We start from the raw sequence: 25,455 nt of genomic DNA on the forward strand, positions 1-25,455 counted from the left end.
CCTATCAGATTTAATTGCGCAAGAAATTATTGGAAGCCCGCCGAATCGCTAACCGCTGGATAGTACATTGAAATATCGCCAAATTTGACTTTAGCGCCGCGCGCCAGTGCCTCAAGTTCCCAGCGCGTCGGCTCGATGCCATGTAGTGCCAGCTCTGAGTAAATTCTGGTTACGCGATCGTGCTCGTCAGTGGTCAATCTGGCCGAGGCAGCAGGCTCTATGCGCTTATGTGGGTCAATTCCTCTTTGCTGCCAGCTTATCTGCGGAGCATTTGCCCGTAAACGCGTCATAACAGACCGTGCAACGGTCATGTCATCCCAGTCAATTGGGGTGTCTGGATGGTGTTCCATCACCGCCACGGACTCTACAGTCTCCCCATCCTGCGTATTTTCGGCGCCGCCGCTGCCGACCAACCCACAGTTATTGACAGGACTCCGAGGCGCGCCGGAGGCGCTTTTCAAAGTCAAAGGCTCAACGGCAACGGCTTTAGCGACGATGCGCCATTGCGTGGTGCGGGTTTCATAAACGCGATCGGCGCCGATGTGCGGAGCAAAAATCCCCGCAATTTTCTGCACTTCTTCGTCATAGGCGTTGCGCTCGTCGGCAACCCTGCGGGCTACACGCACAGTCTGATCGTCGCGGGCAACGTTAGGGCCACCCTGCGCCAGAATGTAAGCGGCAAAGTCACCGGCATCAGCAGCAGCGCGCACCGCCTCAACGGTTTCGTCAAACTCATCGGTCAGACTGACAGATCGGATCTTCCGGCACTCACGCCATGCGCCGCGCGACGGCAGGCCGATAAAGTGGAATTGAGGGATACGCCATGTTGACGCCCACGCGGTGACGGCGGCCGCCGTATCAGTCAACAGCTCGCCGGTTTCATGATCGCGCTCGCCGTCCAGCGCGTAGCCGTCGATGTTTTTTGCAATGTATTTGGCGATATAGCCCGCCGCACCGCCTTTGTTCAGGTGCTTGCAGTCAAAACGGTTTTTGGCGGCGCCGCGCTCGTCCCCATCTTCAGCCATGGCATAACGGCGCATGATGTCGATCACCTGCTGCCGCTGTTTTTTGGAGGTAAACAGCATCATATGCCAGTGCGGCGTCGCATCATGGTGCGGTTCGACAACGCGCACGCCGTAGACCTGCAGGCCCGCATCTTTAAACGCTGTGCGGATCTTGCTAAACAGCTTCACAAGATAGCGCTGACCGTCTTTTGGCGTGTACGCTTCTTCATCCCATTTGTGATTAAAATGCACCTTCGGGCTGTTCTTGCCGACGGCGCGCGTCGGGTGATACTTGGATGGGGTGGTGATGGTGATAAACATCCCTTTATCTCCACGGATAGCGGCGGCCTGCTCAACACCGGCGATCATCGCCATTAACTCCATACGACGAATTTCCGGGTTAGAGATACTTGCCATCACCTTGTCGATGAGGCTGAAGCGTTCGCCGGTTTCGACGTTCTCAAGCTCGCGGCTGTTCAGATAATCAAAATTGGACTGGCGGCGCGCTTTTACATCCCGAATAGCCTGCTTACTGGCATACGACGACGCCCCGCGGTTCACATTACCCAGGGCGATCAGCAACGCCTCGCACCAGCGCGTGCGCTGGGCCTTCAACTGACGTTCCCACCATTCGGAATTAACCAACCGCTGCAAACTGGCAATCGCTGACCGGGCATCCAGTTTGCCCTTGCGGTATTTGCGCCAGTGCATCGGGGTGATGTTGAAGGCGCGCGCCATACCGGCAATGCGGCCATAAAATTCTGATTGGGTGGTATCTTCGAAAAGCCCGGCATTGTCGCCGCCGTTCTCCGCCACAAACTCATCGCAGTAATCTGCGTAATTCTGCAGAAGCTGACCGGCCACGCGATCGGCAAGGCGGCGTAACTCTTTGTCATCCATGCCGGGCAGAGCTGCGTAGTTATCGACTTCAGCAGAAAACCGCATTGACGCGGCGAGGTTCATCGCGTTCTTGGCGCTCACCGTTTGCAGGCGCGGCCAGATGCGGCGATCGAACTGGAATACCAGCCATTTGTTGGCGTCGTGCAACCCTTTGCTCTTGAGCAAGTTGGTGTAACGCGTCAGGAACATAGCGCTGAGGAAGCGCGGCAGGCGGCGAATATTGGTTAAAACAGCTTGCCCCTGAGCGAGTTCCTCACGGGTAAGCGGTCTTACCGGCCCGGCAACAGCCGGGCGCGGTTCGTTCCATGGATAAGCGTAGGCCGTAGCCGCTTGGCTCATTGAACTTTCGCCGCCTCACATGCAGCAAAAGCCTCTTGGCACAAATTGCCAATGCGGCCTATCTCCGCGCCCAGTGATGCAATGCTATTAACACTGGAATTACGGACGCTGTGATGAATAAGGCCGTTCACAAGCTGGTTAATTGTAGGGTAATAGCCGATAGCCTCGTAACGCTCTTGACCTTCGCTTTTTCCTGTTTTCCCTACCTTCACCGTATTAAGAATGAATTGCAGGTTATCGCTGGTGATAACAAACTCAGAGCCGATTTTAATTTCCATGTTATTTCCTCAATCGTAATTTTGGCTTTCTGGTCTGCGAGCAAATTCGGAATCACTCAAATCAGCCGCAATAAAATGACCTGCCAGCAACGCCAGCAGGCCGAACAAAATAGAGAACTCCGTCATGCCTTCCCCGCGTAAAGGTGACTTTGCGTCTCGCGGATCTGCTGACAGCTTACGCAGGTATCAACGCCGGGAACTGCTGCGCGACGCGCTGCAGGAATCGGAGCGTCACATTCTTCGCAAACGAAAGCAGAAGGCCGCGCGGAGGATTTGCGAGCATTGGTAATCTGCGCCTCCAATACCAGCGCTTGCCGCTCCTGTTCGTAGTCCATCAAGTCGGCCATTAGTGCAGCTCCTGCGCTTGATGCTCGATGGCTTCAGCCTCTTGGCGCAACAGCTCCACAGCCTCGACCGCTGTTAACCCCTCTTGGGTGATGTGGGCCGCCAGCCGAACCAAACGCGCAGCAGCTACCTGAGATTGGTTTTTACGCTCATCAATACGCGCGCTATCTAACAAATCTTGAAACTCATTTGTTAAGGCAGAAACCGTGCGGTAAGTACCAGCGACAACACCACGCTGAAAGGCGTTATTTGCCGAGCTGGTTAAATTTGGAGTAAAAAGCAAAGATTCTTTCATCGTAAATTCCTTATTTCAGACAAAGCGATGCCCGGCGGGTTAACGCCAGAATTACGCAATGCGGTTAATTAACGTTTAATTCGCAATCATCATCACTGATAAATCGCGGCAAGGTTTTTGATAAATCAATCAGGTCATTCAGCGCCCACACAATTTGTTTACGCTCTGAATAACTCATTTCTGCAAACTTCATTTTTATATGCCGCTCTTTCAGCCCGGCATGAAAACAAACAGTTCTGCGGATATGTTCCGGCGACTTATCAAAAGCCTCTTGCGCCTGATTCCGCTTATGCGGGAACAGCTCACGCTTAATCTGTGAAATGCGCTTAATACCGATCGCTTTTTGTGTTTCAGTAGCCAACAACATAACAGCCCCAATTAACGGCAAAACAAACGGCGCAGCGGTGAAACAGGTTTAGCCGTTGACAGGCCACGCAGTAAGGCCGCCTGATCGTGACATGGGCGCCAGCGCTTACCGCCCGGCAGTTCAATAAAACCGTGTTCAAAATGCCGCGATGGGCTTTGTTGTTTCAGCAGTGGAGCGATAGAAATAACCACGGCGATCACCTCAGCTTAAACCAGCAACAGCGCTCAGCCCGCTTATCACGTCAACGGTGGAGGCCAAAGCCGGGGTGGATTGGATGCGGTTCTGAACGGTCAAGCCGATCAGCGACAAATGGCGGATCGCTGTGTTGACGCTTTCAAGCAGTGCGCTTTTGCGTACCGGCGTTTTGTGGTCGCCCTGCACGGCGGCGGCGGCGACGCTGCCAACTGCGGCTGTAGCCTGCAGTGCATACGTTGGAATATTCCCGGCGCAAGCCTCATTGACAGGCACGGACGGCATGCAGTTGATTTGTGCCAACAAGGCATCAATCAGATTGGAATCCTCTGTAGTGTCAGTAATCGCCAGCAGCTCGGCACAGGTGAGCTGATGCGGCTGGCCCGGACTCAATTTGTTGCGCAGCGTCTGGGCGTTCATGCCGAGCTGTTTCGCCAGCGCCGTCACATTGTGGCGTGCTGGAAACTGTCGGCAGGCTTCATCGAAGTGCGGATGTTTAGAAACAGCGTAATCAAACATAGTTCACTCAAAGTTAATCTGACAGGATAACTACACATTTAGTGAAATTTTGCATTCAGACAGCGCTTGAACCGTCAATGCAGCCATGTTGATCTCAACTGCTCCAGATTTGGTCTGCTTAGGTTTAATGGGTAAGCGCCCATCTTCAACCATGTGGCGTGCTGTACCGATCGGTGTGCCAGTAATACGGCAATATTCAGCCAAAGGCAGGTAAGGGGTAGGAATCGCAATTGTAATGTTTGGGCGCATGAGGCAAGATCCGAAGTTAATCAATAGTGCTCAATAGTCATCAATGTTGCTTCAATCAACATTGGCAATGCTACGACAGCTTAAAGCGACATTGCAAGGATAAATTAACGTGAAGTTACATATAGAGTTTGATCAAGGCGGCAAGGCAGTCATAGAGCGGATCGTTGAAGCATACGGATTCAGCACCCGCGTAGCTTTGGCTGAACATCTCGGCATAAGTAGTAGCAGCATGTCCATGCGCTACAAACGAGACTTTTTCCCGGCCGACATAGCGATCCGCTGCATGGCCGAAACAGGTGTTAAGCTCGAGTGGTTAGCGACCGGTAAAGGCAAAATGTATGACGATGGACGATTAGATGTGTTGGAGTTGCCCAGCAAAAAGTTGGTAGACGGTGAAGTCTTCGAAGCTTCAAATTTAGTGCTTGATAAAAGTTTCTTCCCAGCCAGCCAGCAACCGCCTATCAAACCAGTAATGATCTATGACGCCTCAAACCAATATGTCATTGAGACCGAATTTAAAGAAGTTTATGACGGTAAATGGCTAGTGAACATTGAAGGAAAAACGAGTATTCGCGATCTGACACGCATCCCCGTTAATAAAGTGCGTGTTACTGGTGCTGGTGTGCCTTTCGATTGTGGTATTGATGAGATCGGCATTTTAGGCAGAGTAATAAGTAAAATAGAGTATTACTAAACACATGGGCATCAAGAAGTTAAATGACGGCCAATGGCAGCTTGACCTTTATCCTCTAGGGCGGGCTGCAGGTAAACGTATAAGAAAGAAATTTGCGACAAAGGGTGAGGCGATGGCTTTTGAGCGCCACGCTTTAGATCTCTCGACCAGCAAACCATGGCTGGGAGAGGCAACTGATAAGCGGACGCTGAAAGAGCTGATTGATACCTGGTATTCATTACATGGGCTCAGCCTAGATGATGGCGAAAAAAGGCAAACAACTATGCATCATGCCTTTGAGTGCATGGGGCGGCCATTAGCCACGGAGTTTAATGCTCTGTTGTTTACTAAATACAGAAAATCCCGACTTGAAGGTAAGTTTCCTAGAACTAGTCGCGTGCAGAAAGTTTCTCATCGCACAATGAATTTGGAGTTTGCTTATTTTCGAGCGATGTTCAATGAGTTAAAGCGCCTCGGACATTGGAAAGGGGAAAACCCCATAGAAAATGTAACCGAATTTAAAATTGATGAATCAGAAATGGCATTTCTTTCTCAGGATGAGATTCAACGCCTACTGACCGAGTGTGAAAATAGCTCGTCTCGCGATTTATCTACCGTGGTTGAAATTGCGCTGAGTACAGGTGCACGATGGTCAGAAGCTCAAGAGTTACGGCGCTCACAGGTAACTAAGCACAGGATCACATTCACCAAAACAAAATCGGGGAAAAATAGAACTGTGCCAATCAGTGAATCTCTTTACGAGAAAATCCCCAAAAATAACGGCATATTATTCAGCTCATGCTATTCAGCATTTCGTTCTGCTGTCGCTCGGACAGGGGTAGAGCTTCCTGATGGTCAATTGACGCACGTGTTAAGACATACTTTCGCTTCACATTTTATGATGAACGGCGGAAATATTCTAGTGCTCCAAAAAATACTCGGGCATAGCGATATAAAAACAACAATGCGCTATGCACACTTTTCACCAGATCACCTCAGTGACGCGGTAAGACTAAATCCATTAGCTAAAGGAATTATCAGTGAAAAATAAAATTCACATTATGGAAGAAAAAAATAGACACCTAATTAAAAACACAATACTTATAATAATTATAATTTCCATTTTACCAATATCTTTGTATTTTTATAAATTTCACAACGGCCTCTCAAGTAACCCTACAGACTGGGCCAGTTTCGGATCATACATAGGTGGCATTCTTGGACCTATTTTTTCTGGCCTCAGTCTTTTAGTACTATCGATAACATTTTATCATTCGAAAGAAAGTGACATTAAGCAAATGGCATTGGCTGTTGCGGAACAAAACCTTAATAAGATATTGGAAATATCAAAAACTTTAAAAGAAAGTATAAGTTCTAAAGATTACTATTCGGCTATGCTTGGCGATTCAGATTTTAATAATTACATGAAGAGAATAGAGGACCACCTATCTACGTATATAGCTATGCGATACTATAAAACTGAGGAAGAATACTGGCATCAGTACAAGTTTTTTTTTAAAGTATCAAAAATAGACCTGAGTGATGAGCTGAATTTACTTTTAGAGGCATACCACATATTAGATAATTCTGACGATGGAGAAAAACCTATTCTTCGTTCCACTTTCAACTCAACGGTTTCTAAAGAAATGCGTTTCTTGCTATGCTTGTATGGTCTTAATAATGCCGATGGATTTGAAGAGTTATGCTCTAAATGGAGTGGGTTTAAAACAATACCATGGGAGATAAACTACCCTGATGAAACCGAGCAAAGTGCCTCAAAACTGCCTCAACAGAACGGGAACCCTGAGTAAATGTGATTAGCACTGAGTACTCAAGGTATTGATTTTTATTGCAACTCATTGTTTTACAAGACCATACCAAGGGTCTCATAATCGCTTGGTCGTTGGTTCAAACCCAACAGGGGCCACCAAATTTTTGCTTTAAAATCATATAAAAAAGCCACTTTTCTCGAAGTGGCTTTTTTATTTCTTGCTCACAGTGGCGGTAAAATGGCGGCAGTATGCCAACACTCTCAGCTATCTTTACCCTCTTAACCAGCCTATAGCCAGACTTACCAGGAAGCCGGCAAAGAAGATCGCGACAGCCGCAGCGATAGATTTCCACCACTCATCAAACCAGAACAAGGCAACAAATGCCGCTATAGAGAACAGGCCAATGACTATGGACTCAGCCAAGTCAGCAGTTTGTCGGCCAACAAATTTAACGAACTTCACAAGAAAGGATTTTAGCCAGTTCATTGATTTTATTACTTAACGATAGGAAGTCATCATCACTTAACCATTAGTTAAAATCCAACCGCTGGCTTTTGATTGATCCATCCGCTATCGGTCACCTCTTACAAGGCTACACAAAGCAATAGTGACAAACACCAGTAACAGGAATATTGCCGCGCTCAGAATTCGTTGCCACCATTCGTCGAACCAGAACAGTGAGCCAAACGCAGCGACAGAAAATATCCCGCCCAAAATCGCTTCCACAAGGTGCGACAATCCTTTACCGAGCTTACTTCCCCAAGACTTTAGATAGCTCATGATTCACACCTTCACAGAACATTTTCGATTTGCTGGTATAGGCAACAAAGGGTTCAAGATACTCCTCCGCCAGAAAGTAGATCATGTCCAAATTTCGTGGCGTGAGCTTATGGTACGTTGAGGGATATTGTTCCCGCAAACGACGCGAAGAAACGGCGGCCTGTTCAATAATTCCTTGTAAAAGAATGATGTTTAGCCCAGCAATGGTGACACCTTTGAATACCCATTTGAAAAGTGTGCTGCCGATAACCTTTTTCAAAATATGGTGTGTGATTTGCTGAACCAGAATGAACTGCGTCCCCATACGTCCTGTAAGATAACCCTCTACATGGTTTAATTTTTGGCTTAGCACGGTTTGTGTTTGCAGATCCATCCGCTGATAGCAGTCACGGATAATCACCGCTATCAGCTCACGTAGCGGGGCTTCGATACCATAGCCGGCACGAACGACCTTGATGAACCGTTCCGTTTCGATTTCATTGCGGCGCTTAAGCTCTCGACCGCCGAGCCCTGCTCCCTGCCATGTCCTACGAGCACTATAGGCAATGCCCCTTGGTAAAGACTCTATTCCCTCAAGAATTCCTTGAGCTACGGCTTTCGCATCCATAACAATCCCTTATCAGCGCCCTGGCCGTACCCTATACTAACTTCGCTTAAAATATCAACACCCCTTTCATCCTAATGAAGGGCGCCCCTCGGCATAATGGCTTTTTTGTTTCCCGCTGCCGTGCCACACTTCCCTCTCGGCATTCCTGATTTATTCCGACTCATAAGGCCCCTGCATGATCGTCAACTGCGACCACGACAACCTTGATGCCTGGCTGGCGCTGCGCTCGGCGCTGTGGCCCACCTGCCTGCGGGAAGAACACCGCGCAGAAATGCGCGAAATATTGGCTTCGCCGCACCACACCGCGTTTATGGCGCGGGGGCTGGACGGCGCTTTCGTTGGCTTTGCCGAGGTCGCGCTGCGCTACGATTATGTCAACGGCTGCGAATCGTCGCCGGTGGCGTTTTTGGAAGGGATTTATACCGTCGAACGCGCCCGCCGCCAGGGCTGGGCGGCGCGTTTGATCGCGCAGGTGCAGGAGTGGGCCAAGCAGCAGGGGTGCAGCGAGCTGGCGTCGGATACCGATATCGCCAATCTGGACTCCCAGCGCCTGCATGCGGCGCTGGGCTTTGCAGAAACGGAACGGGTGGTGTTTTACCGCAAAACGCTGGGCTGATCAGGCGGCCTTGCTTTGCCGCTGGTGCGCCAGCTGCTCGGCGCGCAGCAGGATCTCCTGCAGATCGTCCTCGTCGATATCGAACAGATCCCCCTCCATCAGCGCCTCGTGCAGATCGGCGCGGGTGATGGCAACGGCATCGATCGGCAGATTGGTCGGCTTGGCCTCCGCCGGCGCCAGCGCGTGCGGGTAGCGCCGCCCGGCCAGGTTATTGAACAGAATGGCCAGCGCCGCCAGCAGCACCGAGTTCAGCAGCACCGGGTACAGCACAAAGTGATAGCCCATCTGGTGAATGCCGGGGCCGCCGAGGATGGCGGTCAGCGCCACCGCGCCGCCCGGCGGATGCAGGCAGCGCAGCTTGAACATCAGGCCGATGGCCACCGCCGCCGCCACGCCGCAGGCCAGGCCCGGATCGGGGATCAGCAGACCGGCGCTGACGCCCACCGTCGCCGCCAGCGCATTGCCGCCGACGATCGACCAGGGCTGCGCCAGCGGGCTGTTGGGCACGCCGAACAGCAGCACCGCCGAAGCACCCATCGGCGCGATAAACCACAGGTTCACCTCACCCAAAATAAAGTGGCTGATCCAGCCGGCGAGCATCAGCCCCAAACCGGCGCCGACGCTGGAAATCAGCATCTCTCGCTTGCCCACCGCCAGCGGGTGCGGCCACAGGCGCGCAACTCCCACTCTTACCCGTTCTATCCACTGCGTCTTCATGTTACCCGATACGGCTCAATTCACGTGTTGGCAACAAATATATCACGTCGCGCCAGCGCCGCCGTCCGCCGCGTCATAAAAGAACTTTTAGGCTAACAGATTGATTTTTAGCCTCCCCTCGACAATGATGAATGTTCCCCCCTTAACCCCGAGGAACCGCCGATGTCTCAACCGATCATCGAACTTTACACCGACAGTGAATTTTTCAGCCCGTACGCCATGTCCGCCTTTGTCGTGCTGACGGAAAAAGGCATTCCGTTCACCGTGAAGCCGGTGGATCTGGCGAAAGAAGAGAACAAAGAGGCAGCCTACGCGGCGCTGTCGCTCACCCGCCGGGTGCCGACGCTGGCGATCGGCGAGTTCCAGCTCTCGGAGTCTTCGGCGATCGCCGAATACCTGGAAGACATCCACCCGGCCCACGCCGTGTATCCGCGCGACGTGAAGCTGCGCGCCAAGGCGCGCGAGATCCAGGCCTGGCTGCGCAGCGATCTGCTGCCGATCCGCGCCGAGCGCTCGACCGAGGTGGTGTTCAACAACGGCAAGTTCCCGCCGCTGTCCGAAGCCGCGCAAGAGGCCGCGCGCAAGCTGATCGCCGCCGTGGAAAAGCTGCTGAGCCACGGGCAGGACAATCTGTTCAGGGAGTGGTGCATCGCCGACACCGATCTGGCGCTGATGCTCAACCGGCTGGTGATGCACGGCGATCCGGTGCCGGAGCGCGTGCGCCACTATGCGCACAAGCAGTGGCAGCGCCCGTCGGTGCAGGCCTGGCTGGCGTTGTCGGAAAAGCGGCGCGCGTGAGAAAAAAATCGGCGGCCACGACGCCGCCGTTCTCAATGCCGAGAAACAACATCACTGCTTGAGGGAAGGCAAATCACCATCCAGAGGGCAGATAGCCTAACAATGAAGCGATGGCGTACACCGCGCTGGCCAGGTACAGCAACACAATGCTGATCTGCAGCAGCGGATGCGTGATCCAGTTGCACTGCCAGCGCGGGGTTTGGTCGCCGTGTTTGCGCGCGCCGCGCAAGATCAGCATCGGCATGATCGACAGGATCACCCCGCTGAACACCCCGGCGAAGTAGAGCGCGTTGACGAACGACACCAGCCCGCTGTAAGCCAGCACGAACGGCGGCACCACCACGAGCAGCAGCACGCCGAAACGGCGCAGCGGCAGCTCGTCGTTGCCCAGCCTAAACTTGTCGAAAATATTGGTCAGAAAACTGCCGCCCAACCCCCAGTACGAGGTCAGCATCGCGCACAGCGCGAAGATGTTGGCGGAGAAGAACGCCCACTGCCCCAGCGCCTGGCCCCAGGAAATGGTGGCCACATCGGAGATGTCATCCAGCCCGCTGAGCGCAATCACCGACATCGGCACCACCGCCAGCAAAATGAAGGTCACGACCATGCCGACGATGATCGCCTTCGGCAGTTGTTCCGGCTTGTCGGCGAAGCCGCGCGCCATTTCCGGCACGATGTACTGCGCCGAGAAGCAGAACACCACCACGTTGAACACCGGCACCATATAGCGCCAGTCGCCGTCCAGCAGGTTGCACATCTGGGTGGTGTCTTTCAGCAGCGTCGCCGCCACCAGCGCGGTCAACATTACCACCATGCCGATGCTGATGAACTTCTCGCCGCGGCCAATCGCTTTCAAACCGAGGTACAGCACGCCGGCGGCGGGCACGAAGAACAGCAGGCTGCCCAGCGCCGGCGAGATGCCGAACAGCGATTGCAGCAGCTTGCCGCTGCCGGTCATATAGGCGGTGAGCGCCCCAACGCTGTTGACGCATACCGAAGCGAACATCAGCCAGGCGCCCAGGCCACCGACGTAGCGCTTCGCCAGCCCGCTCAGCTGCAGATGCGCGCGAGTGCGCAACGTAGATTCAGCAACGTACAGCATGGTGATGGTGGTCAGGCTTCCCACCAGCACCAGCCAGAACAGCAGCGGCAGAAAGCCGGCCTTGCTGGAGGCGTAGGCGATGGAGAGCACCCCGGCGCCGATGTTGGTGCCGACGATCATCGCCACCCCTTCGAGGAAACTTAACGATTTGGCGGGTGCAGGTGCTCGCACCCCGGCGGCAAGCGCCGGAGAAACAGAGATATTATCAGACATGCATCATCCTTTATCGCCCGGCGACGCTGGCCGCCGGGATGGGTTAACGTCCTGACGCTCAACGGCTCACATCGATACACAGGTATTTCAGCTCCAGATATTCTTCTATCCCGTAGCGCGATCCTTCACGCCCGAGCCCTGACTGTTTCACGCCGCCGAACGGCGCCACTTCGTTGGAAATCAGCCCGGTGTTGATGCCGACCATGCCGTACTCCAGTGCTTCCGGCACGCGCCACTGGCGCGCGGCGTTCTGCGTGAACAGGTAGGCGGCCAGGCCGAATTCGGTGTCGTTGGCCATGGCGATGGCTTCCGCCTCGTCATGGAAGCGGAACAGCGGCGCCACCGGCCCGAAGGTCTCTTCTTTGGCGAAGCGCATCTTCTGCGTTACGCCGGTCACCACCGTCGGCTGGAAGAAGGTGCCGCCGAGCGCGTGCGGCTGGCCGCCGGTGGCGATCTGCGCCCCTTTGATCAGCGCGTCGTCGATATGGCTCTGCACCTTCGCTACCGCATCGCTGTCGATCAACGGCCCCTGGGTGGTGCCTTCGTGGCTGCCGTCTCCCACTTTCAACTGCTCGACCGCCGCCACCAGTTTCTCCGCCAGCCGCTCGTAGATGCCGTCCTGCACGTAGATACGGTTGGCGCACACGCAGGTCTGGCCGCTGTTGCGGAATTTGGAGGCCATGATGCCCGCCACCGCCGCGTCCAGATTGGCGTCGTCAAACACGATGACCGGCGCGTTACCGCCCAGCTCCAGCGACAGTTTCTTGATGCTCGGCGCGCACTGCGCCATCAGGATGCGGCCGACCTCGGTCGAACCGGTAAAGCTCAGCTTGCGCACCACCGGGCTGTCGCACAGCACTTTGCCCACCTGCGCCGCTTCGCCGGTCACCACCTGCAACACGCCGGCGGGAATGCCGGCGTCCTGCGCCAGCTTCGCCAACGCCAGCGCGGTCAGCGGCGTTTGCTCGGCCGGTTTGACGATGATGGCGCAACCGGCCGCCAGCGCCGGCGCCACCTTGCGGGTGATCATCGCCGCCGGGAAATTCCACGGGGTGATGGCCGCGCACACGCCGATCGGCTGCTTCACCACCACCAGACGCTGCGAAGCCTGCGGCGCCTGCAATACCGCGCCGTCCACCCGCTTGGCCTCTTCGGCGAACCAGGTGATGAACGACGCGGCGTACGCCACTTCGCCGCACGCTTCCGCCAGCGATTTGCCCTGCTCGGCAGTCATCAGCTGCGCCAGATCTTCCTGTGCGGCCAGCACCTTGTCGGCCCAGGCCAACAGCAGCGCGGAACGCTGCTTGGCGGTCAGCTGTTTCCAGTCGTTTTGCGCCCGCTGCGCCGCCGCGATCGCCTGCTGGGTTTCCTCTTCGCTGACCAGCGGAATGCTGGCCAGTTCGGCGCCGGTGGCCGGGTTGATCACCGCTTCGCGCTTGCCGCTCAGGGCATCGCACCACTCGCCGTTGATCAGACACTGGCTGCGCAACAGCTCGGGATTATTCAATTTCATGCCGATCGCTCCTTAGTGGGCCAGCGCGCGGGACAGAATGCCCATCGCCTTGGTGAACTGATCGTCCGGGATGGTCAGCGGGTAGAGGAAGCGGATCACGTTGCCGTTCACGCCGCAGCTCAACAGCAGCAGCCCTTCCTCCATCGCCTTCTGCTGCACCTGACGGGTGATCTCCGCCGAAGGCTTGCCGGTAGCCGGATCGTTGAACTCCACCGCCACCATCGATCCCTGCGCGCGCACATCGGCGATCGCCGGGCTGGTTTTGCGCGCCTGCTGGAGCACTTCCACCAGGTGCTGACCCAAGCGCTGAGCGCGCTGGCACAGCTGCTCTTCGTCGATCACGTCCAGCACCGCGTGCGCGGCGGCCACCGCCAGCGGGTTACCGGCATAGGTGCCGCCCAGCCCGCCCGGCGCCGGCGCGTCCATCACCTCGGCGCGGCCCGCCACCGCCGACAGCGGCATGCCGCCCGCCAGGCTTTTCGCCATAGTGATCAAATCGGGCTTAACGCTGTAGTGCTCCATGGCGAACAGCTTGCCGGTACGGGCGAAGCCGGTCTGCACTTCGTCGGCGATCAGCAGGATGCCGTGCTGGTCGCACAGCGTGCGCAGCGCCTGCATGAAATCGGCCGGCGCCACGTTGAAACCGCCCTCGCCCTGCACCGGCTCCAGCACAATGGCCGCCACCTGCTTGGGATCGATATCCGCTTTAAACAGGCGATCCAGGCTGTTCATCGCGTCTTCGGTGGTCACGCCGTACAGCGCGTTCGGATACTGGCCGTGGAACACCGAGCCGGGGAATGGGCCAAAGCCCAGTTTGTAAGGCGCCACTTTGCCGGTCAGCGCCATGGTCATATAGGTGCGGCCGTGGAAGCCGCCGCCGAAGGTGATCAAGCCCGGACGGCCGGTGTAAGCGCGGGCGATCTTCACCGCGTTTTCCACCGCTTCCGCGCCGGTGGTGAAGAAAGCGGTTTTACACGGGCCGGCGATCGGCGCGCGCTGGTTGATGCGCTCCGCCAAAGAAACATAGCTTTCGTAAGGAACGATCTGATAGGCGGTGTGGGTGAAGGCCTGCAGCTGCTTTTCAATTGCGGCGATCACCTTCGGGTGACGGTGCCCGGTGTTCAGCACGGCGATCCCCGAAGCAAAGTCGATCACTTCTTTGCCTTCCACATCCCACAGCGTGGCGTTCTCTGCGCGCTCGGCGTAAAAACCACACATCACGCCCACTCCGCGCGGGGTGGCGTCCTGACGGCGTTGGTTCAATTCTGCGTTTTTCATGCTGTTCTCTCCGGTCGGTGCCAGTTACACGTTTCGTTCACATTCGTGAAACAATGCCGTTTATTTACACAGGATGTGGCCCTATAATCGAGTGCCAGTTACGAATAATTGAGGGATCCAATTGCGCTCATTGAGTGGTGATCTGTTGCTGCAGCGCCTCGGCGAACAGCCCGATGACAAGCTGCACAAGCGGCTTTACAACGCGATCCGCACCAGCATTCTCGACGGCAGCCTGCCGCCCTCCAGCCGCCTGCCCGCCTCACGCGATCTGGCGCAGGAACTCAGCCTGTCCCGCAACACCGTGTTAACCGTTTATGAACAACTGCTGGCGGAAGGCTACGTGTCGGCGCGCGCCGGCAGCGGCACCTTCGTCGCCGACACGGTGCCGGACAGCTGCCTCTCCACCGGCGGCGCCCCGGCGGACGGCAGCGGGCAACCGCGGCGCGTCGAACTGTCGGAGCGCGGCGCCACGCTGCTGCACCACGCCAGCGCCAGCCCCAAACAGTGGGGGGCGTTCATTCCCGGCGTGCCTGACGTCAACGCCTTTCCCCATCAGCTGTTCAGCAAGATCCAGGCGCGCCTCAGCCGCCGCCCGACGCCGCAGCGGCTGACCTACAGCAATCAGGGCGGCAGCCCGGAGCTGCAGCATGCGTTGGTGGAGTATTTACGGGTGGCGCGCTCGGTGCGCTGTTCGCCGGAACAGATCCTGATCACCGAGGGCATCCATCAGGCGATCGATCTGGTGACGCGCATGTTGTGCAATCCGGGGGATGACGCCTGGATCGAAGAGCCGGGCTATTGGGGGATCCGCAATATCCTGCGCATCAATGCGCTGAACATCTGCCCGCTGGCGGTGGACGAAGCCGGGCTGGTGCCGCCGGAGCAGCCGACCAACCCGCCGCGGCTGATCTTCGTCACCCCGTCGCACCAGTATCCGCTCGGCTCGGTGATGAGCCTGGCGCGCCGCCAACGGCTGCTGGCGCTGGCGCGCAACGCCGGCGGTTGGATCGTCGAGGACGACTACGACAGCGAATTCCGCTTTTCCGGCCAACCGATCCCGGCGCTGCAAGGGCTGGAAGCCGACGCGCCGGTGATTTACATCGGCACCTTCAGCAAAACACTCTACCCGGCGCTGCGCCTCGGCTATGTGGTGTTGCCGCCGCCACTGGTGCAGGCGCTGAAAACCGCCCACGCCGAGCTGTACCGCGGCGGGCACCTGCTGATCCAGAGCGCGCTGGCGGAGTTCATCCAGGCGGGGCACTACACCGCGCATATCCGCCGCATGCGGCTGCTGTACGCCCGGCGGCGCGCCTTCCTGACCGGCTTGATCGAACGGCACCTCGGCAAACAGGCGCTCAGCGAGTTCAACAGCAACGCCGGATTGCACCTGATCCTCAACCTGCCGGACGAGGCCGACGACGTGGCGATCGCCGCCGCCGCCGGCGCGCAAGGGGTGCTGGTGCGGCCGCTGTCGCGCTACTACATGCTGCCCAATCGGCGGCGCGGCCTGCTGATGGGGTTTGCCTGCGTGCCGGAAGAGCAGATGGCCGCCGCCTTCACCCAGCTGCTGGCCTGCATCAACGCCCCGCACTAAGTCAGAGCGCCGCCCACCTGCCTCACCAGGCCTGAAGCCACCAGCCGTCCGCTTGCCGGTTCAGGCGGTGCGTCGGCCGCAGCGCCTGCAGGAAGTCTTCGTCGTGCGACACCACCATCATCGCGCCGGGGAAATCCGCCAGCGCGGTTTCAATCGCCAACGACGACGCCAGATCCAGGTGGTTGGTCGGCTCGTCGAGCAACAGCAGCTGCGCTGGTTGTCGCCGCCACAGCGCGCAGGCCAACGCTGCCTTCAGCCGTTCACCGCCGCTCAGCGAGCCCAGCGGCAACGCGATGCGATCCGCGCCAAGCTGCAACTGCGCCAGCCGGGTGCGCAACGCGCCTTCCGCCAACGGCGAATCCTGTAGCCCCAGATGCTCCATCACCGACAGGCCCGGGTCGAGCTGCGACAGGGTTTGATCGAGGTAGGCGGTCGACAGCGGACAATGACAATGGCCGGAAAGCGCCGCCAGCCGGCCGAGAATAGTCTTCAGCAAAGTGGATTTGCCGCAGCCGTTGGGGCCGGTCAACGCCACGCGCATCGGGCCGTCGATACGCAGATCGAGCGGCGGCGCACTGACGAACGGCAGCTGCAGCCGCTCGAGCACCAGCACCTGCTTGTTCGCGTTTACTTCGCTGCCCGGCAGCGCCAGCAACACCGGCGGTTCCTCTTCCACCCGCTGGTAGGCTTCGCGCACCGCCGCATCGAGGCTGTCGCGCCGATCCTGATGCTGTTTGCGCAGCGTGCCGAGGCTCTCTTTCGCCGCCGACTTGTAGGCCACCCGCTCGAAAGAGGCGATATTCAGCGTATCGACGACGCGCAGCGTTTGCGCCGAGCGCCGCTGGCTCATGTCGTGCTCTTTCTGTTGGCGGGCGCGGGTGCGGCGGCGCTCCTCGCGCGCATGCTCCAGATCGGCGCGCGCCGCCTGCTGCTCCGTATCGCGCTGGCGACGGTAGTCATCATAGTTGCCGCCGTAGCTGCGCAGCGCGCCGGGCGTCAATTCGACGATGCGCTCCATGCGCGCCAGCAACTGCCGGTCATGGCTGGCGATCAGCAACCCGCCCCGCCACTGATCCAGCTGCTGATACAGCCAGGCGCGCCCGACGCTGTCGAGGTGGTTGGTCGGTTCGTCCAGCAGCAGAAAATCCGCCTCGCCGAGCAAGGCGCCGCACAGCGCCGCGCGCATCCGCTCGCCACCGCTCAGCGAACCGGCGGATCGCAACGGATCGAAGGCCGGCAGCCCGGCAGCGGCGAAGGCGTTTTGCAGGCGATCGTGGAGATCCCATCGCCCTTCCAGACGATCGATATCGTCCGCCAGCGGCCGCCCCTGCTCGAGACGCGCCAGCGCGGCGAACGCCTCGCCATAGCCCAACAGCTGGGCCAGCGTGGTGTCCGCGGCGATCTCCGGTTGCTGTGCAACGTAAGCTACTGCGGCATGAGATTCGACGTGCCCGTTGCCCGGTTGATCCAGCCCGGCGATCAGGCGCAGCAGCTGGGTTTTACCGACGCCGTTGCGCCCTACCAGGCCGCAGCGCTGCCGGTCGAAAGCAAGATCCAGCGGGCCGAACAGCGTTTCGCCGTCAGCAAATTGGCAGGTCAGTTGATGTAAAACGAAATAAGGGGACTGCGCTGAATGAGCCATAAGCACTCCTGAATGAGATCAAAACATCCCCACAGGGCGCGAGAGCGCACAGCGTGGGACACGATATCAACAGGTGTGGGTGTTCATTTTCGGTAATGGCTCCGCAGAGAGAAGGAATTTACAACGCGTAAAGGCTAACCGATCTTTTGTTCGTTATGCAAACAGAGTCTGAGATTCATGACATCTATCACATTCGGCGCAACGCAGATTCCCAAGCGGCGCGACAACGGCTAGATTTATCTCATCCGACCACTTTTGTTCACATAATAATAACAGATGCTCATCCCCAATCGCTTTCAACCTGCAGCTAGGCGGCAAGTTCGGGCGTTCCCAGGAGCTTACTCAAGTAAGTGACTGGGGCGAGCGAACGCAGGCAACAACGCTGCAGGTTGAAAGAGGCGGGGGATGAACGATGGAGAGTGCAATGAGCAATTACCCTCACCTGCTGGCGCCGCTGGATCTCGGCTTCACCACCCTGAAAAACCGGGTGCTGATGGGATCGATGCATACCGGCCTGGAAGAGCTGCCCGACGGCCCGCAGCGCCTGGCCGCGTTCTATGCCGAGCGCGCCGCCGCCGGCGTGGCGCTGATCGTCACCGGCGGCATTGCCCCGAACGAACAGGGCGTGGTGTTTCGCGGCGGTTCGATCCTCAACAGCGAGGAGCAATTGCCTCACCACCGCCCGGTGACTGAAGCCGTCCACCGGGCGGGCGGCAAAATTGCGCTGCAGATCCTGCACACCGGCCGCTACAGCTATCAACCCAAGCTGGTGGCCCCTTCCGCGCTGCAGGCGCCGATCAACCCGTTTACGCCGAGCGCGCTCAGCGCAGCGGAGATCGAGCAGACTATCGCCGACTTCGCACGCTGCGCGGCGCTGGCGCAGCAGGCCGGCTATGACGGCGTTGAGGTGATGGGATCCGAGGGTTATCTGATCAACCAATTCTTGACGACGCGCACCAATCAGCGCGACGACCAATGGGGCGGCAGCTTCACCAACCGCATGCGCTTCGCCGTCGAAACCGTCAGGGCAGTACGCCAGGCCGTGGGCCCGGAATTCATTCTGATCTACCGGCTGTCGATGCTCGATCTGGTGGAAGACGGCTCCAGCTGGCAGGAGATCGAGCAGCTGGCGCTGGCGATCGAACAGGCGGGCGCCACGATCATCAATACCGGCATCGGCTGGCACGAAGCGCGCATCCCGACCATCGCCACCATGGTACCGCGCGCCGGATTCAGTTGGGTGACCCGCAAGCTGATGGGCAAGGTCAGCATCCCGCTGATCACCACTAACCGCATCAACGATCCGGCGGTGGCCGAGCAGGTGCTGGCGGACGGCTGCGCCGACATGGTGTCGATGGCGCGTCCGTTCCTCGCCGACGCCGCCTTTGTGCAGAAAGCCGCCGAGGGGCGCGCCGACGAGATCAATACCTGCATCGGTTGCAACCAGGCCTGTCTCGACCAGATCTTTGAAGGCAAGCTGACTTCCTGTCTGGTCAACCCGCGCGCCTGCCGTGAAACCGAAATACCGCTGACGATGGCGGAAAAGCCGAAAAAACTGGCGGTGGTCGGCGCCGGCCCCGCCGGGCTGGCGTTTGCCACCACCGCCGCCAGCCGTGGTCATCAGGTGACGCTGTTCGACGCCGCCGAGCAGATCGGCGGCCAGTTCAACATCGCCAAGCAGATCCCCGGCAAGGAAGAATTCCATGAAACCCTGCGTTACTTCCGCCGTCAGCTGGCGCTGCGTGAAGTGACGGTCAAACTAGGCGCCAAAGTCGAGGCGGCGGATTTAAGCGAATTCGATGAGGTGATCCTCGCCTGCGGCATCGTGCCGCGCACCCCGGATATTCCCGGCATCGGGCACGCCAAGGTGCTGAGCTATCTGGATGTGCTGCGCGATAAAAAACCGGTCGGCCAGCGGGTGGCGATCATCGGCGCCGGCGGTATCGGCTTCGACACCGCCGAGTACCTTAGCCAGCACGGCGTCTCCAGCAGCCTGGATCAGGCGGAATTTAACCGCGAATGGGGCATCGACGGCCGCCTTGAACAGCGCGGCGGGCTGGCGGCGCAAGGCCCGCAGGCACCACGCGCCGCCCGGCAGATCTACCTGTTGCAGCGCAAAACCAGCAAGGTGGGCGAAGGCCTGGGGAAAACCACCGGTTGGATCCACCGCGCCAGCCTGGCGATGCGCGGCGTGAAGATGCTCAATAGCGTCAGCTATCGGCTGATCGACGACGAAGGGCTGCACATCACCCGCGCCGAGCAAGACAGCTGCCTGCCGGTGGACACGGTGGTCATTTGCGCCGGGCAGGAACCGCGCCGCGAACTGCAGCAGCCGCTGCTGGCGATGGGGAAAACCGTGCATCTGATCGGCGGCGCCGACGTGGCCGCCGAGCTGGACGCCCGCCGCGCGATCGATCAGGGCACGCGGCTGGCGATGGCGCTGTAAAAAAGGGGCGCATCGCGCCCCTGATATTGATGACAAACCTCATCCCTATGCCGGGGTGGCAGAGAGCAGCGAATAGAAAACAAGGAAAATCAATTTATTGATTTTCGGCTGATAACCACAAAGGGGGAAAAACCACGCTTTTTCCCCCTTTGTCTACAGCCTGAGGGGCGCATCGCGCCCCTTGTTATTCACGCTCAGCGACGCGCGCCGGATTTCACCGCTCTCAAGATCACGAACTTCTTGTTCGAGGCCACCAGCGTGCAGTTGCCGAACAGACGTTTGAGCTTCTGATGGTAGTCGAGGTGACGGTTGCCGACGATGCGCAGTTCGCCGCCCACTTGCAGGCAGCGCTTGGCGTCGCAGAACATCTGCCAGGCGGTGTGATCGGTAATGGCGTGTTGCTGGTGGAACGGCGGGTTGCACAGCACCGCCTGCACGCTTTCGCGCTCGATGCCCGCCAGCGCGTTGTTCACCTCAAACTGGCAGCGGTCCAGCTCTTGCGGCAGGTTGTGCTCCACGTTCAGCTCGCTGGAGGCCACCGCCATGTAGGATTCATCGACGAAAGTCACCTGCGCGTCCGGATTCTGCGCCAGCGCCGTCAGGCCAATCACGCCGTTGCCGCAGCCCAGATCGACGATATGGCCGTTCAGGCCGCGCGGCAAATGATCCAGGAACAGGCGCGCGCCAATATCCAGGCTGCCGCGCGAGAAGACGTTGGCGTGGTTGTGGATCAGCCAATCGGTGCCGTCCAGCGTCCAGTTGGTGGTTTCCGCCGCCGCCGGCGGGACGATGTCCGCCGCCTGGCAGAAAATCAGGCGCGCCTTCTTCCACGCCAGGCTGGTGCGCGTCGGGCCCAGCACCTTTTCAAACAGCTGCATCGTCGAGGTATGCACGTCGCGCGCCTTGGCGCCGGCGACGATCAGCGTGTCTTCGGTCACAACGTGGCGCAGCGCGCGCAGCTGCTGCTCCAGCAGCGCCAGCGCCTTCGGCACGCGAATCAGCACCACCGCCGGCGCCGCCGGCAGCTCGGCCAGGCTGTCCAACAGGGTGACCTGTTCAGGATCCAATCCGTTGAGCTTCAGGTTGTGACGCGTCGCCAGCTGGCTCATGTACGAGTCGCTGACGCTGTAAGGACGATGCGCGTGCAGCGCACAGGCCAGGGTGCCGAAGTTATCGTTGAAAATCAGCACCGGGCGGCCACCGATATCTACGTTTTCAAGCTGTTGCAGCAGATATTCGTCCGCCGCTTCCCACGCCTGCAGCTGGGTGGATTCTTCCTGTTGGGGATAACGCTCCAGCTCAAGTTGCTGTGTTCCCAGATCGAGTTGGCTCATTGCCCCTCCTGACTGATAAAATTTGGGCTGTTTATCCCCTAAAAACGCCCGTCAGTAAAATGTTTTTTCGGATAAATTGCGTATGTCAGGATTTGAGCGAAAAAACAGCATAGAATGACCGGCTGAATGACCGGCTGAATGGCCGTTGATACGGAACAAGAATGTCTGAATTGACCTACCTGCAAGGCTACCCGGCGCATCTGCAAAGCCAGGTGCAGCAACTGATCCATCAGAATCGGCTGGGAGACGTGCTGCTGCAGCGCTATCCGCAGGTGCACGATTGTACCACCGACAAGTCGCTGTATCAGTTTACCGTCGATCTGAAAAACCAGTATCTGCGCAACGCCCAGCCGCTGAGCAAGGTGGCCTACGACAGCAAGATCCACGTCATGAAGCACGCGCTGGGCCTGCACACCGCCATCTCGCGCGTGCAGGGCGGCAAGCTGAAAGCCAAGGCGGAAATTCGCGTGGCGACGGTGTTCAAGGTCGCGCCCGAACCGTTCCTGCGCATGATCGTGGTGCATGAGCTGGCGCACCTGAAAGAGAAAGATCACAACAAGGCGTTCTACAGCCTGTGTTGCCATATGGAACCGGATTACCACCAGTTGGAGTTCGATACCCGGCTGTATCTGACGCACCTTTCGCTGTTCGGCGAGCTGTATGCATAGCGAATGAGGGCGTGATAATCTGCGGTTTTAAGCCTGGACCGGAGCTCGCCATGATTCGCTTTGCCGTCGTCGGCACCAACTGGATTACGGAACGTTTTATTGATGCCGCCCATGAAAGCGGCAAACTCAAGCTGAGCGCCGTGTATTCACGCTCGCTGGAACAGGCGCAGGCGTTTGGCGCCAACTATCAGGTCACGCAGTTTTTCGACTCTCTCGAGGCGATGGCCCAGTCCGACGCCATAGACGCGGTGTATATCGCCAGCCCCAATTCCCTGCACTGCCCGCAATCGCTGCTGTTCCTGCGCCATAAAAAGCACGTGATCTGCGAAAAACCGCTGGCCTCCAACCAGCGCGAAGCGGAACAGCTGGCGGCCTGCGCGCGGGAAAATCAGGTGGTGCTGTTCGAAGCGTTCAAAAGCGCCTATCTGCCGAATTTTCTGGCGCTGCAGCAGGCATTGCCGAAAGTCGGCCGGCTGCGCAAAGCCTTCATCAACTACTGCCAATACTCTTCGCGCTACCCGCGCTACCTGGCCGGCGAGAACCCCAACACGTTTAATCCGCAGTTCTCCAACGGCTCCATCATGGACATCGGCTACTACTGCCTGGCCAGCGCGGTGGCGCTGTTCGGCGCGCCGCAGTCGGTGCTCGCCAGCGCCACGCTGCTGGAGACCGGCGTGGACGCCCACGGCACCGTCTGCCTGAACTACGGCGATTTCGACGTCACGCTTTCCCATTCCAAGGTCAGCGACTCGACGCTCCCCAGCGAGATCCAGGGAGAGGAAGGCACGCTGATTATCGACAAGATTTCCGAGTGCCAGGGCGTGGCGCTGACGCCGCGCGGCGGCAACCGCCAGGATCTGAGCCAGCCGCAGCACATCAACACCATGCTGTATGAAGCGCTGGCCTTCGCCGAGCTGGTGGAAAATCACCGGGTGGAACATCCGGGGCTGGAGAATTCGCTGATCGTCGCCCGCCTGCTGACCGATATCCGCCGCCAGACCGGCGTCGTCTTCCCCGCCGACGGAGAATGAGATGAAACCGCTGCTCGTGATGCAAACCGGCGACGCGCCGCAGGCCATTCGTCAGGAATTGGCCAACTTTGATGGCATGTTCCTGCAACAGGGCAATATCGACGCCGAACGCGCGCACATCGTACACTTGCCCGCCGGCGAGCGGCCGTTGCCGCCGGCCGCCTATTGCGGCGTGGTCATCACCGGCTCGCCGGCGATGGTGACCGAACAGCTGCCGTGGAGCGAGGCGGCGGCCGAGTGGCTGCGCCAGGCGATGGCGATCAAACTGCCGCTATTCGGCGTCTGCTACGGCCACCAGCTGTTGGCCTACGCGCTCGGTGGCGAAGTGGGTTACCACCCGCAGGGCATGGAGGTGGGCACGCTGGAGATCGAACTGCTGCCCGCCGCGGCCGAAGACCGGCGGCTCACCCTGCTGCCACCGCGCTTCAAAGCCAACCTGATCCACTCGCAGAGCGTGCTGACGCCGCCCGCCGGCGCGCAGACGCTGGCGCGTTCGCAGCAGGACGCGCACCAGATCCTGCGCTATGGCGATCATGCCCTGACCACCCAGTTCCACCCGGAATTCAACGGCGCGGTGATGAGCCAGTATCTGCAGTGGCTCGGCGAGCTGCACCCCGAGCAGCAGGCCCGCTATCAACAGCAACAACAGCAGGTTAGCGACACGCCGTTCAGCCGCCTGCTGCTGCAGGGATTCGTCGTCAGCCTGGGCGCGCAAAAAGCGTTGGCCGGCTAACGCGATTCACGTTGACCGCCGACACATTTTGCATTACTTTCTGCTCTGCAAAGGGGAGTAACTTCATTGCCGGTTAATCGTCATTACGATGCGCAAGCATCCGGTTACCGGGCAACCTGATGTCAAAGGTGTAACCACCTTCATCAACGTTGTAAGTGAGACCTTGCCGGAAGGCGAGGTTTGCTTGCAGCGTTCACAGAGCGGCTGGCGTCTTCCGACGTTGGCCGTTTTTGTTTTTGAAGGATACCTCTGATGATGAATTCCGTTGGCACACCGTGGTTATGGGGCAGCTTCGCCGCCGTCATAGTCGTGATGCTCGCAATCGATCTCCTGTTGCAGGGCCGTAAAGGCGCGCACACCATGACTATGAAGCAGGCCGCCAGTTGGTCGCTGGTGTGGGTCAGCCTCTCTCTGCTGTTCAATTTCGGTTTCTGGTACTACCTGAATGAAACCGCCGGGCGCGCCGTCGCCGATACCCAGGCGCTGGCCTTCCTGACCGGCTACCTGATCGAAAAAGCGCTGGCGGTGGATAACGTGTTCGTCTGGCTGATGCTGTTCAGCTACTTCGCCGTGCCGGCCAACCTGCAGCGGCGGGTGCTGATCTACGGCGTGTTGGGGGCGATCGTGCTGCGTACCATCATGATCTTCGCCGGCAGTTGGCTGGTCAGCCAGTTCCAGTGGCTGCTGTACCTGTTCGGCGCTTTCCTGCTGTTCACCGGTATCAAGATGGCGCTGGCGAAGGAAGACGACTCGGCAATCGGCGACAAGCCGCTGGTGAAATGGCTGCGCAGCCGCCTGCGCATGACCGACAGCCTGGAAGGCGAGCGTTTCTTCGTGCGCCGCAACGGCATCCTGTTCGCCACCCCGCTGGTGCTGGTGCTGATCCTGGTGGAACTGAGCGACGTGATTTTCGCGGTGGACAGCATCCCGGCGATTTTCGCCGTGACCACCGACCCGTTCATCGTGCTGACCTCTAACCTGTTCGCCATCATGGGCCTGCGCGCCATGTACTTCCTGCTGGCCAACGTGGCGGAACGTTTCTCGATGCTGAAATACGGCCTGTCGGTGATCCTGGTGTTTATCGGTATCAAGATGCTGATAATCGACTTCTTCCACATCCCGATCGGTATCTCGCTCGGCGTGGTGGCGGGCATCCTGACGCTCACCTTGCTGATCAACGCCTGGGTCAATCGCCGCAACGATCGCCTGGCGAAGAAATAACCATAATCTGTTATCCGGGGCGCTAGTCGCCCCGCGATTGTTTGGCAATTCCCCCAAAACGCCAAACGTTATTACGATCACACAAATGTAACCAGTATGTTATCAAGTGTTGATCCGCGCTCAGAATTTCACCCTCGCCTCTTTCCAACATCATTCGATTACTGAATACTGATTCGGCAAACACACTTAGTTACAGAATCATATAAAGCTGCCCGGCGTCGTTCCCGCC

At 58.2% G+C, this 25,455-nt stretch carries 27 protein-coding genes; 11 read left to right on the plus strand and 16 right to left on the minus strand.

The features are described from left to right. Positions 1–26 precede the first annotated feature (26 nt). From ACJ8J1_RS17640 to ACJ8J1_RS17675, 8 genes are all read right to left on the minus strand, one after another. Positions 27–2,243: a replication endonuclease gene (locus tag ACJ8J1_RS17640; RefSeq protein ID WP_442520411.1), complete on the minus strand. Its 2,217-nt coding sequence runs from the start codon at positions 2,241–2,243 to the stop codon at positions 27–29. Next, positions 2,240–2,521, minus strand: a complete 282-nt coding sequence (locus tag ACJ8J1_RS17645; protein ID WP_117287275.1) for a DUF5405 family protein — start codon at positions 2,519–2,521, stop codon at positions 2,240–2,242. The genes ACJ8J1_RS17640 and ACJ8J1_RS17645 overlap by 4 nt, the downstream gene beginning before the upstream one ends. A 122-nt stretch (positions 2,522–2,643) precedes the next feature. Then, complete coding sequence (locus tag ACJ8J1_RS17650) at positions 2,644–2,868, minus strand: TraR/DksA C4-type zinc finger protein (RefSeq protein ID WP_273830272.1); 225 nt, start codon at positions 2,866–2,868, stop codon at positions 2,644–2,646. Beyond that, a complete protein-coding gene (locus ACJ8J1_RS17655; protein WP_442520412.1) occupies positions 2,868–3,161 on the minus strand; it encodes a DUF2732 family protein in 294 nt (97 codons plus the stop codon). The genes ACJ8J1_RS17650 and ACJ8J1_RS17655 overlap by 1 nt, the downstream gene beginning before the upstream one ends. 64 nt (positions 3,162–3,225) lie before the next feature. After that, positions 3,226–3,528 carry a hypothetical protein gene (locus tag ACJ8J1_RS17660; protein WP_031221632.1) on the minus strand — a complete coding sequence of 101 codons (303 nt, stop codon included), beginning with the start codon at positions 3,526–3,528 and terminating at the stop codon, positions 3,226–3,228. A gap of 11 nt (positions 3,529–3,539) precedes the next feature. Then, entirely contained in the window at positions 3,540–3,719 is a 180-nt protein-coding gene (locus ACJ8J1_RS17665; protein WP_197791829.1) for a phage filamentation protein Fil family protein, read from the minus strand. Positions 3,720–3,729: 10 nt separating this feature from the next. After that, positions 3,730–4,239, minus strand: a complete 510-nt coding sequence (locus tag ACJ8J1_RS17670) for a phage regulatory CII family protein (RefSeq protein ID WP_442520413.1) — start codon at positions 4,237–4,239, stop codon at positions 3,730–3,732. Positions 4,240–4,269: 30 nt separating this feature from the next. Beyond that, complete coding sequence (locus ACJ8J1_RS17675; protein ID WP_442520414.1) at positions 4,270–4,488, minus strand: regulator; 219 nt, start codon at positions 4,486–4,488, stop codon at positions 4,270–4,272. Positions 4,489–4,597: 109 nt separating this feature from the next. On the opposite strand from ACJ8J1_RS17675, the gene ACJ8J1_RS17680 reads away from it, so the two are divergent. Genes ACJ8J1_RS17680 through ACJ8J1_RS17690 form a run of 3 tightly spaced genes read left to right on the plus strand, consistent with a single transcriptional unit; the run spans position 4,598 to position 6,972 of the window. Then, positions 4,598–5,182 (plus strand): phage repressor protein CI, encoded by a 585-nt coding sequence (locus tag ACJ8J1_RS17680; RefSeq protein WP_102779913.1) that lies wholly within the window; start codon positions 4,598–4,600, stop codon positions 5,180–5,182. 4 nt (positions 5,183–5,186) lie between these two features. After that, positions 5,187–6,212 carry a phage integrase gene (locus ACJ8J1_RS17685; RefSeq protein ID WP_442520415.1) on the plus strand — a complete coding sequence of 342 codons (1,026 nt, stop codon included), beginning with the start codon at positions 5,187–5,189 and terminating at the stop codon, positions 6,210–6,212. Beyond that, on the plus strand, positions 6,202–6,972 hold the full coding sequence (locus ACJ8J1_RS17690; RefSeq protein ID WP_442520416.1) for a hypothetical protein: 771 nt from the start codon (positions 6,202–6,204) through the stop codon (positions 6,970–6,972). Before ACJ8J1_RS17685 ends, ACJ8J1_RS17690 begins: the two co-directional genes overlap by 11 nt. Positions 6,973–7,203: 231 nt before the next feature. Here ACJ8J1_RS17690 and ACJ8J1_RS17695 read toward each other — a convergent pair whose 3' ends face one another. After that, entirely contained in the window at positions 7,204–7,419 is a 216-nt protein-coding gene (locus tag ACJ8J1_RS17695; protein WP_033644548.1) for a hypothetical protein, read from the minus strand. 265 nt (positions 7,420–7,684) lie between these two features. Then, the gene (locus ACJ8J1_RS17700) at positions 7,685–8,320 is read right to left on the minus strand and encodes a hypothetical protein (protein ID WP_033644547.1); all 636 of its coding nucleotides are present in this window, start codon (positions 8,318–8,320) and stop codon (positions 7,685–7,687) included. Between the two features lie 175 nt (positions 8,321–8,495). On the opposite strand from ACJ8J1_RS17700, the gene aac(6') reads away from it, so the two are divergent. Beyond that, positions 8,496–8,936 carry an aminoglycoside 6'-N-acetyltransferase gene (gene aac(6'), locus ACJ8J1_RS17705; protein ID WP_033644545.1) on the plus strand — a complete coding sequence of 147 codons (441 nt, stop codon included), beginning with the start codon at positions 8,496–8,498 and terminating at the stop codon, positions 8,934–8,936. Here aac(6') and ACJ8J1_RS17710 read toward each other — a convergent pair whose 3' ends face one another. Then, positions 8,937–9,653 (minus strand): HPP family protein, encoded by a 717-nt coding sequence (locus tag ACJ8J1_RS17710; RefSeq protein WP_033644544.1) that lies wholly within the window; start codon positions 9,651–9,653, stop codon positions 8,937–8,939. Positions 9,654–9,815: 162 nt separating this feature from the next. On the opposite strand from ACJ8J1_RS17710, the gene yfcF reads away from it, so the two are divergent. Beyond that, positions 9,816–10,451: a glutathione transferase gene (yfcF, locus tag ACJ8J1_RS17715; RefSeq protein WP_033644542.1), complete on the plus strand. Its 636-nt coding sequence runs from the start codon at positions 9,816–9,818 to the stop codon at positions 10,449–10,451. A gap of 73 nt (positions 10,452–10,524) precedes the next feature. Here the strand turns inward: yfcF and ACJ8J1_RS17720 are convergent, their stop codons facing one another. From ACJ8J1_RS17720 to ACJ8J1_RS17730, 3 genes are read right to left on the minus strand one after another with little or no spacing between them, the layout of a single operon-like run. Beyond that, entirely contained in the window at positions 10,525–11,766 is a 1,242-nt protein-coding gene (locus tag ACJ8J1_RS17720; RefSeq protein ID WP_033644540.1) for an aromatic amino acid transport family protein, read from the minus strand. Between the two features lie 58 nt (positions 11,767–11,824). Continuing rightward, positions 11,825–13,279 (minus strand): NAD-dependent succinate-semialdehyde dehydrogenase, encoded by a 1,455-nt coding sequence (locus ACJ8J1_RS17725; RefSeq protein WP_033644539.1) that lies wholly within the window; start codon positions 13,277–13,279, stop codon positions 11,825–11,827. A gap of 12 nt (positions 13,280–13,291) precedes the next feature. Further along, positions 13,292–14,557, minus strand: coding sequence for a 4-aminobutyrate--2-oxoglutarate transaminase (locus ACJ8J1_RS17730; protein WP_033644538.1), 1,266 nt, complete (start codon positions 14,555–14,557; stop codon positions 13,292–13,294). Between the two features lie 121 nt (positions 14,558–14,678). On the opposite strand from ACJ8J1_RS17730, the gene pdxR reads away from it, so the two are divergent. Beyond that, positions 14,679–16,151: a MocR-like pyridoxine biosynthesis transcription factor PdxR gene (gene pdxR / locus ACJ8J1_RS17735; RefSeq protein WP_033644537.1), complete on the plus strand. Its 1,473-nt coding sequence runs from the start codon at positions 14,679–14,681 to the stop codon at positions 16,149–16,151. A 22-nt stretch (positions 16,152–16,173) separates the two neighbouring features. On the opposite strand, the gene ACJ8J1_RS17740 is transcribed toward pdxR, so the two are convergent. Further along, on the minus strand, positions 16,174–17,793 hold the full coding sequence (locus ACJ8J1_RS17740; protein ID WP_033644535.1) for an ABC-F family ATP-binding cassette domain-containing protein: 1,620 nt from the start codon (positions 17,791–17,793) through the stop codon (positions 16,174–16,176). Positions 17,794–18,217: 424 nt separating this feature from the next. Between ACJ8J1_RS17740 and ACJ8J1_RS17745 the strand changes: the two genes are divergently transcribed. Next, the gene (locus ACJ8J1_RS17745) at positions 18,218–20,239 is read left to right on the plus strand and encodes an oxidoreductase (protein ID WP_033644534.1); all 2,022 of its coding nucleotides are present in this window, start codon (positions 18,218–18,220) and stop codon (positions 20,237–20,239) included. 194 nt (positions 20,240–20,433) lie between these two features. Here the strand turns inward: ACJ8J1_RS17745 and rlmG are convergent, their stop codons facing one another. Next, a complete protein-coding gene (gene rlmG / locus ACJ8J1_RS17750) occupies positions 20,434–21,573 on the minus strand; it encodes a 23S rRNA (guanine(1835)-N(2))-methyltransferase RlmG (RefSeq protein ID WP_033644533.1) in 1,140 nt (379 codons plus the stop codon). A 161-nt stretch (positions 21,574–21,734) separates the two neighbouring features. Here rlmG and ACJ8J1_RS17755 point away from each other — a divergent pair, with 161 nt between their 5' ends. From ACJ8J1_RS17755 to ACJ8J1_RS17770, 4 genes are all read left to right on the plus strand, one after another. Next, positions 21,735–22,241 (plus strand): M48 metallopeptidase family protein, encoded by a 507-nt coding sequence (locus ACJ8J1_RS17755; protein ID WP_033632026.1) that lies wholly within the window; start codon positions 21,735–21,737, stop codon positions 22,239–22,241. Positions 22,242–22,291: 50 nt separating this feature from the next. After that, entirely contained in the window at positions 22,292–23,272 is a 981-nt protein-coding gene (locus tag ACJ8J1_RS17760; protein ID WP_033644532.1) for a Gfo/Idh/MocA family protein, read from the plus strand. 1 nt (position 23,273) lies between these two features. Then, positions 23,274–24,005 (plus strand): glutamine amidotransferase, encoded by a 732-nt coding sequence (locus ACJ8J1_RS17765; protein WP_033644531.1) that lies wholly within the window; start codon positions 23,274–23,276, stop codon positions 24,003–24,005. 252 nt (positions 24,006–24,257) lie between these two features. Beyond that, positions 24,258–25,226, plus strand: coding sequence for a TerC family protein (locus ACJ8J1_RS17770; RefSeq protein ID WP_016930179.1), 969 nt, complete (start codon positions 24,258–24,260; stop codon positions 25,224–25,226). The last annotated feature ends 229 nt before the right edge of the window (positions 25,227–25,455 follow it).

It is taken from the genome of Serratia sp. CY37869 (assembly GCF_052168895.1).
Lineage (GTDB): Bacteria > Pseudomonadota > Gammaproteobacteria > Enterobacterales > Enterobacteriaceae > Serratia > Serratia ureilytica.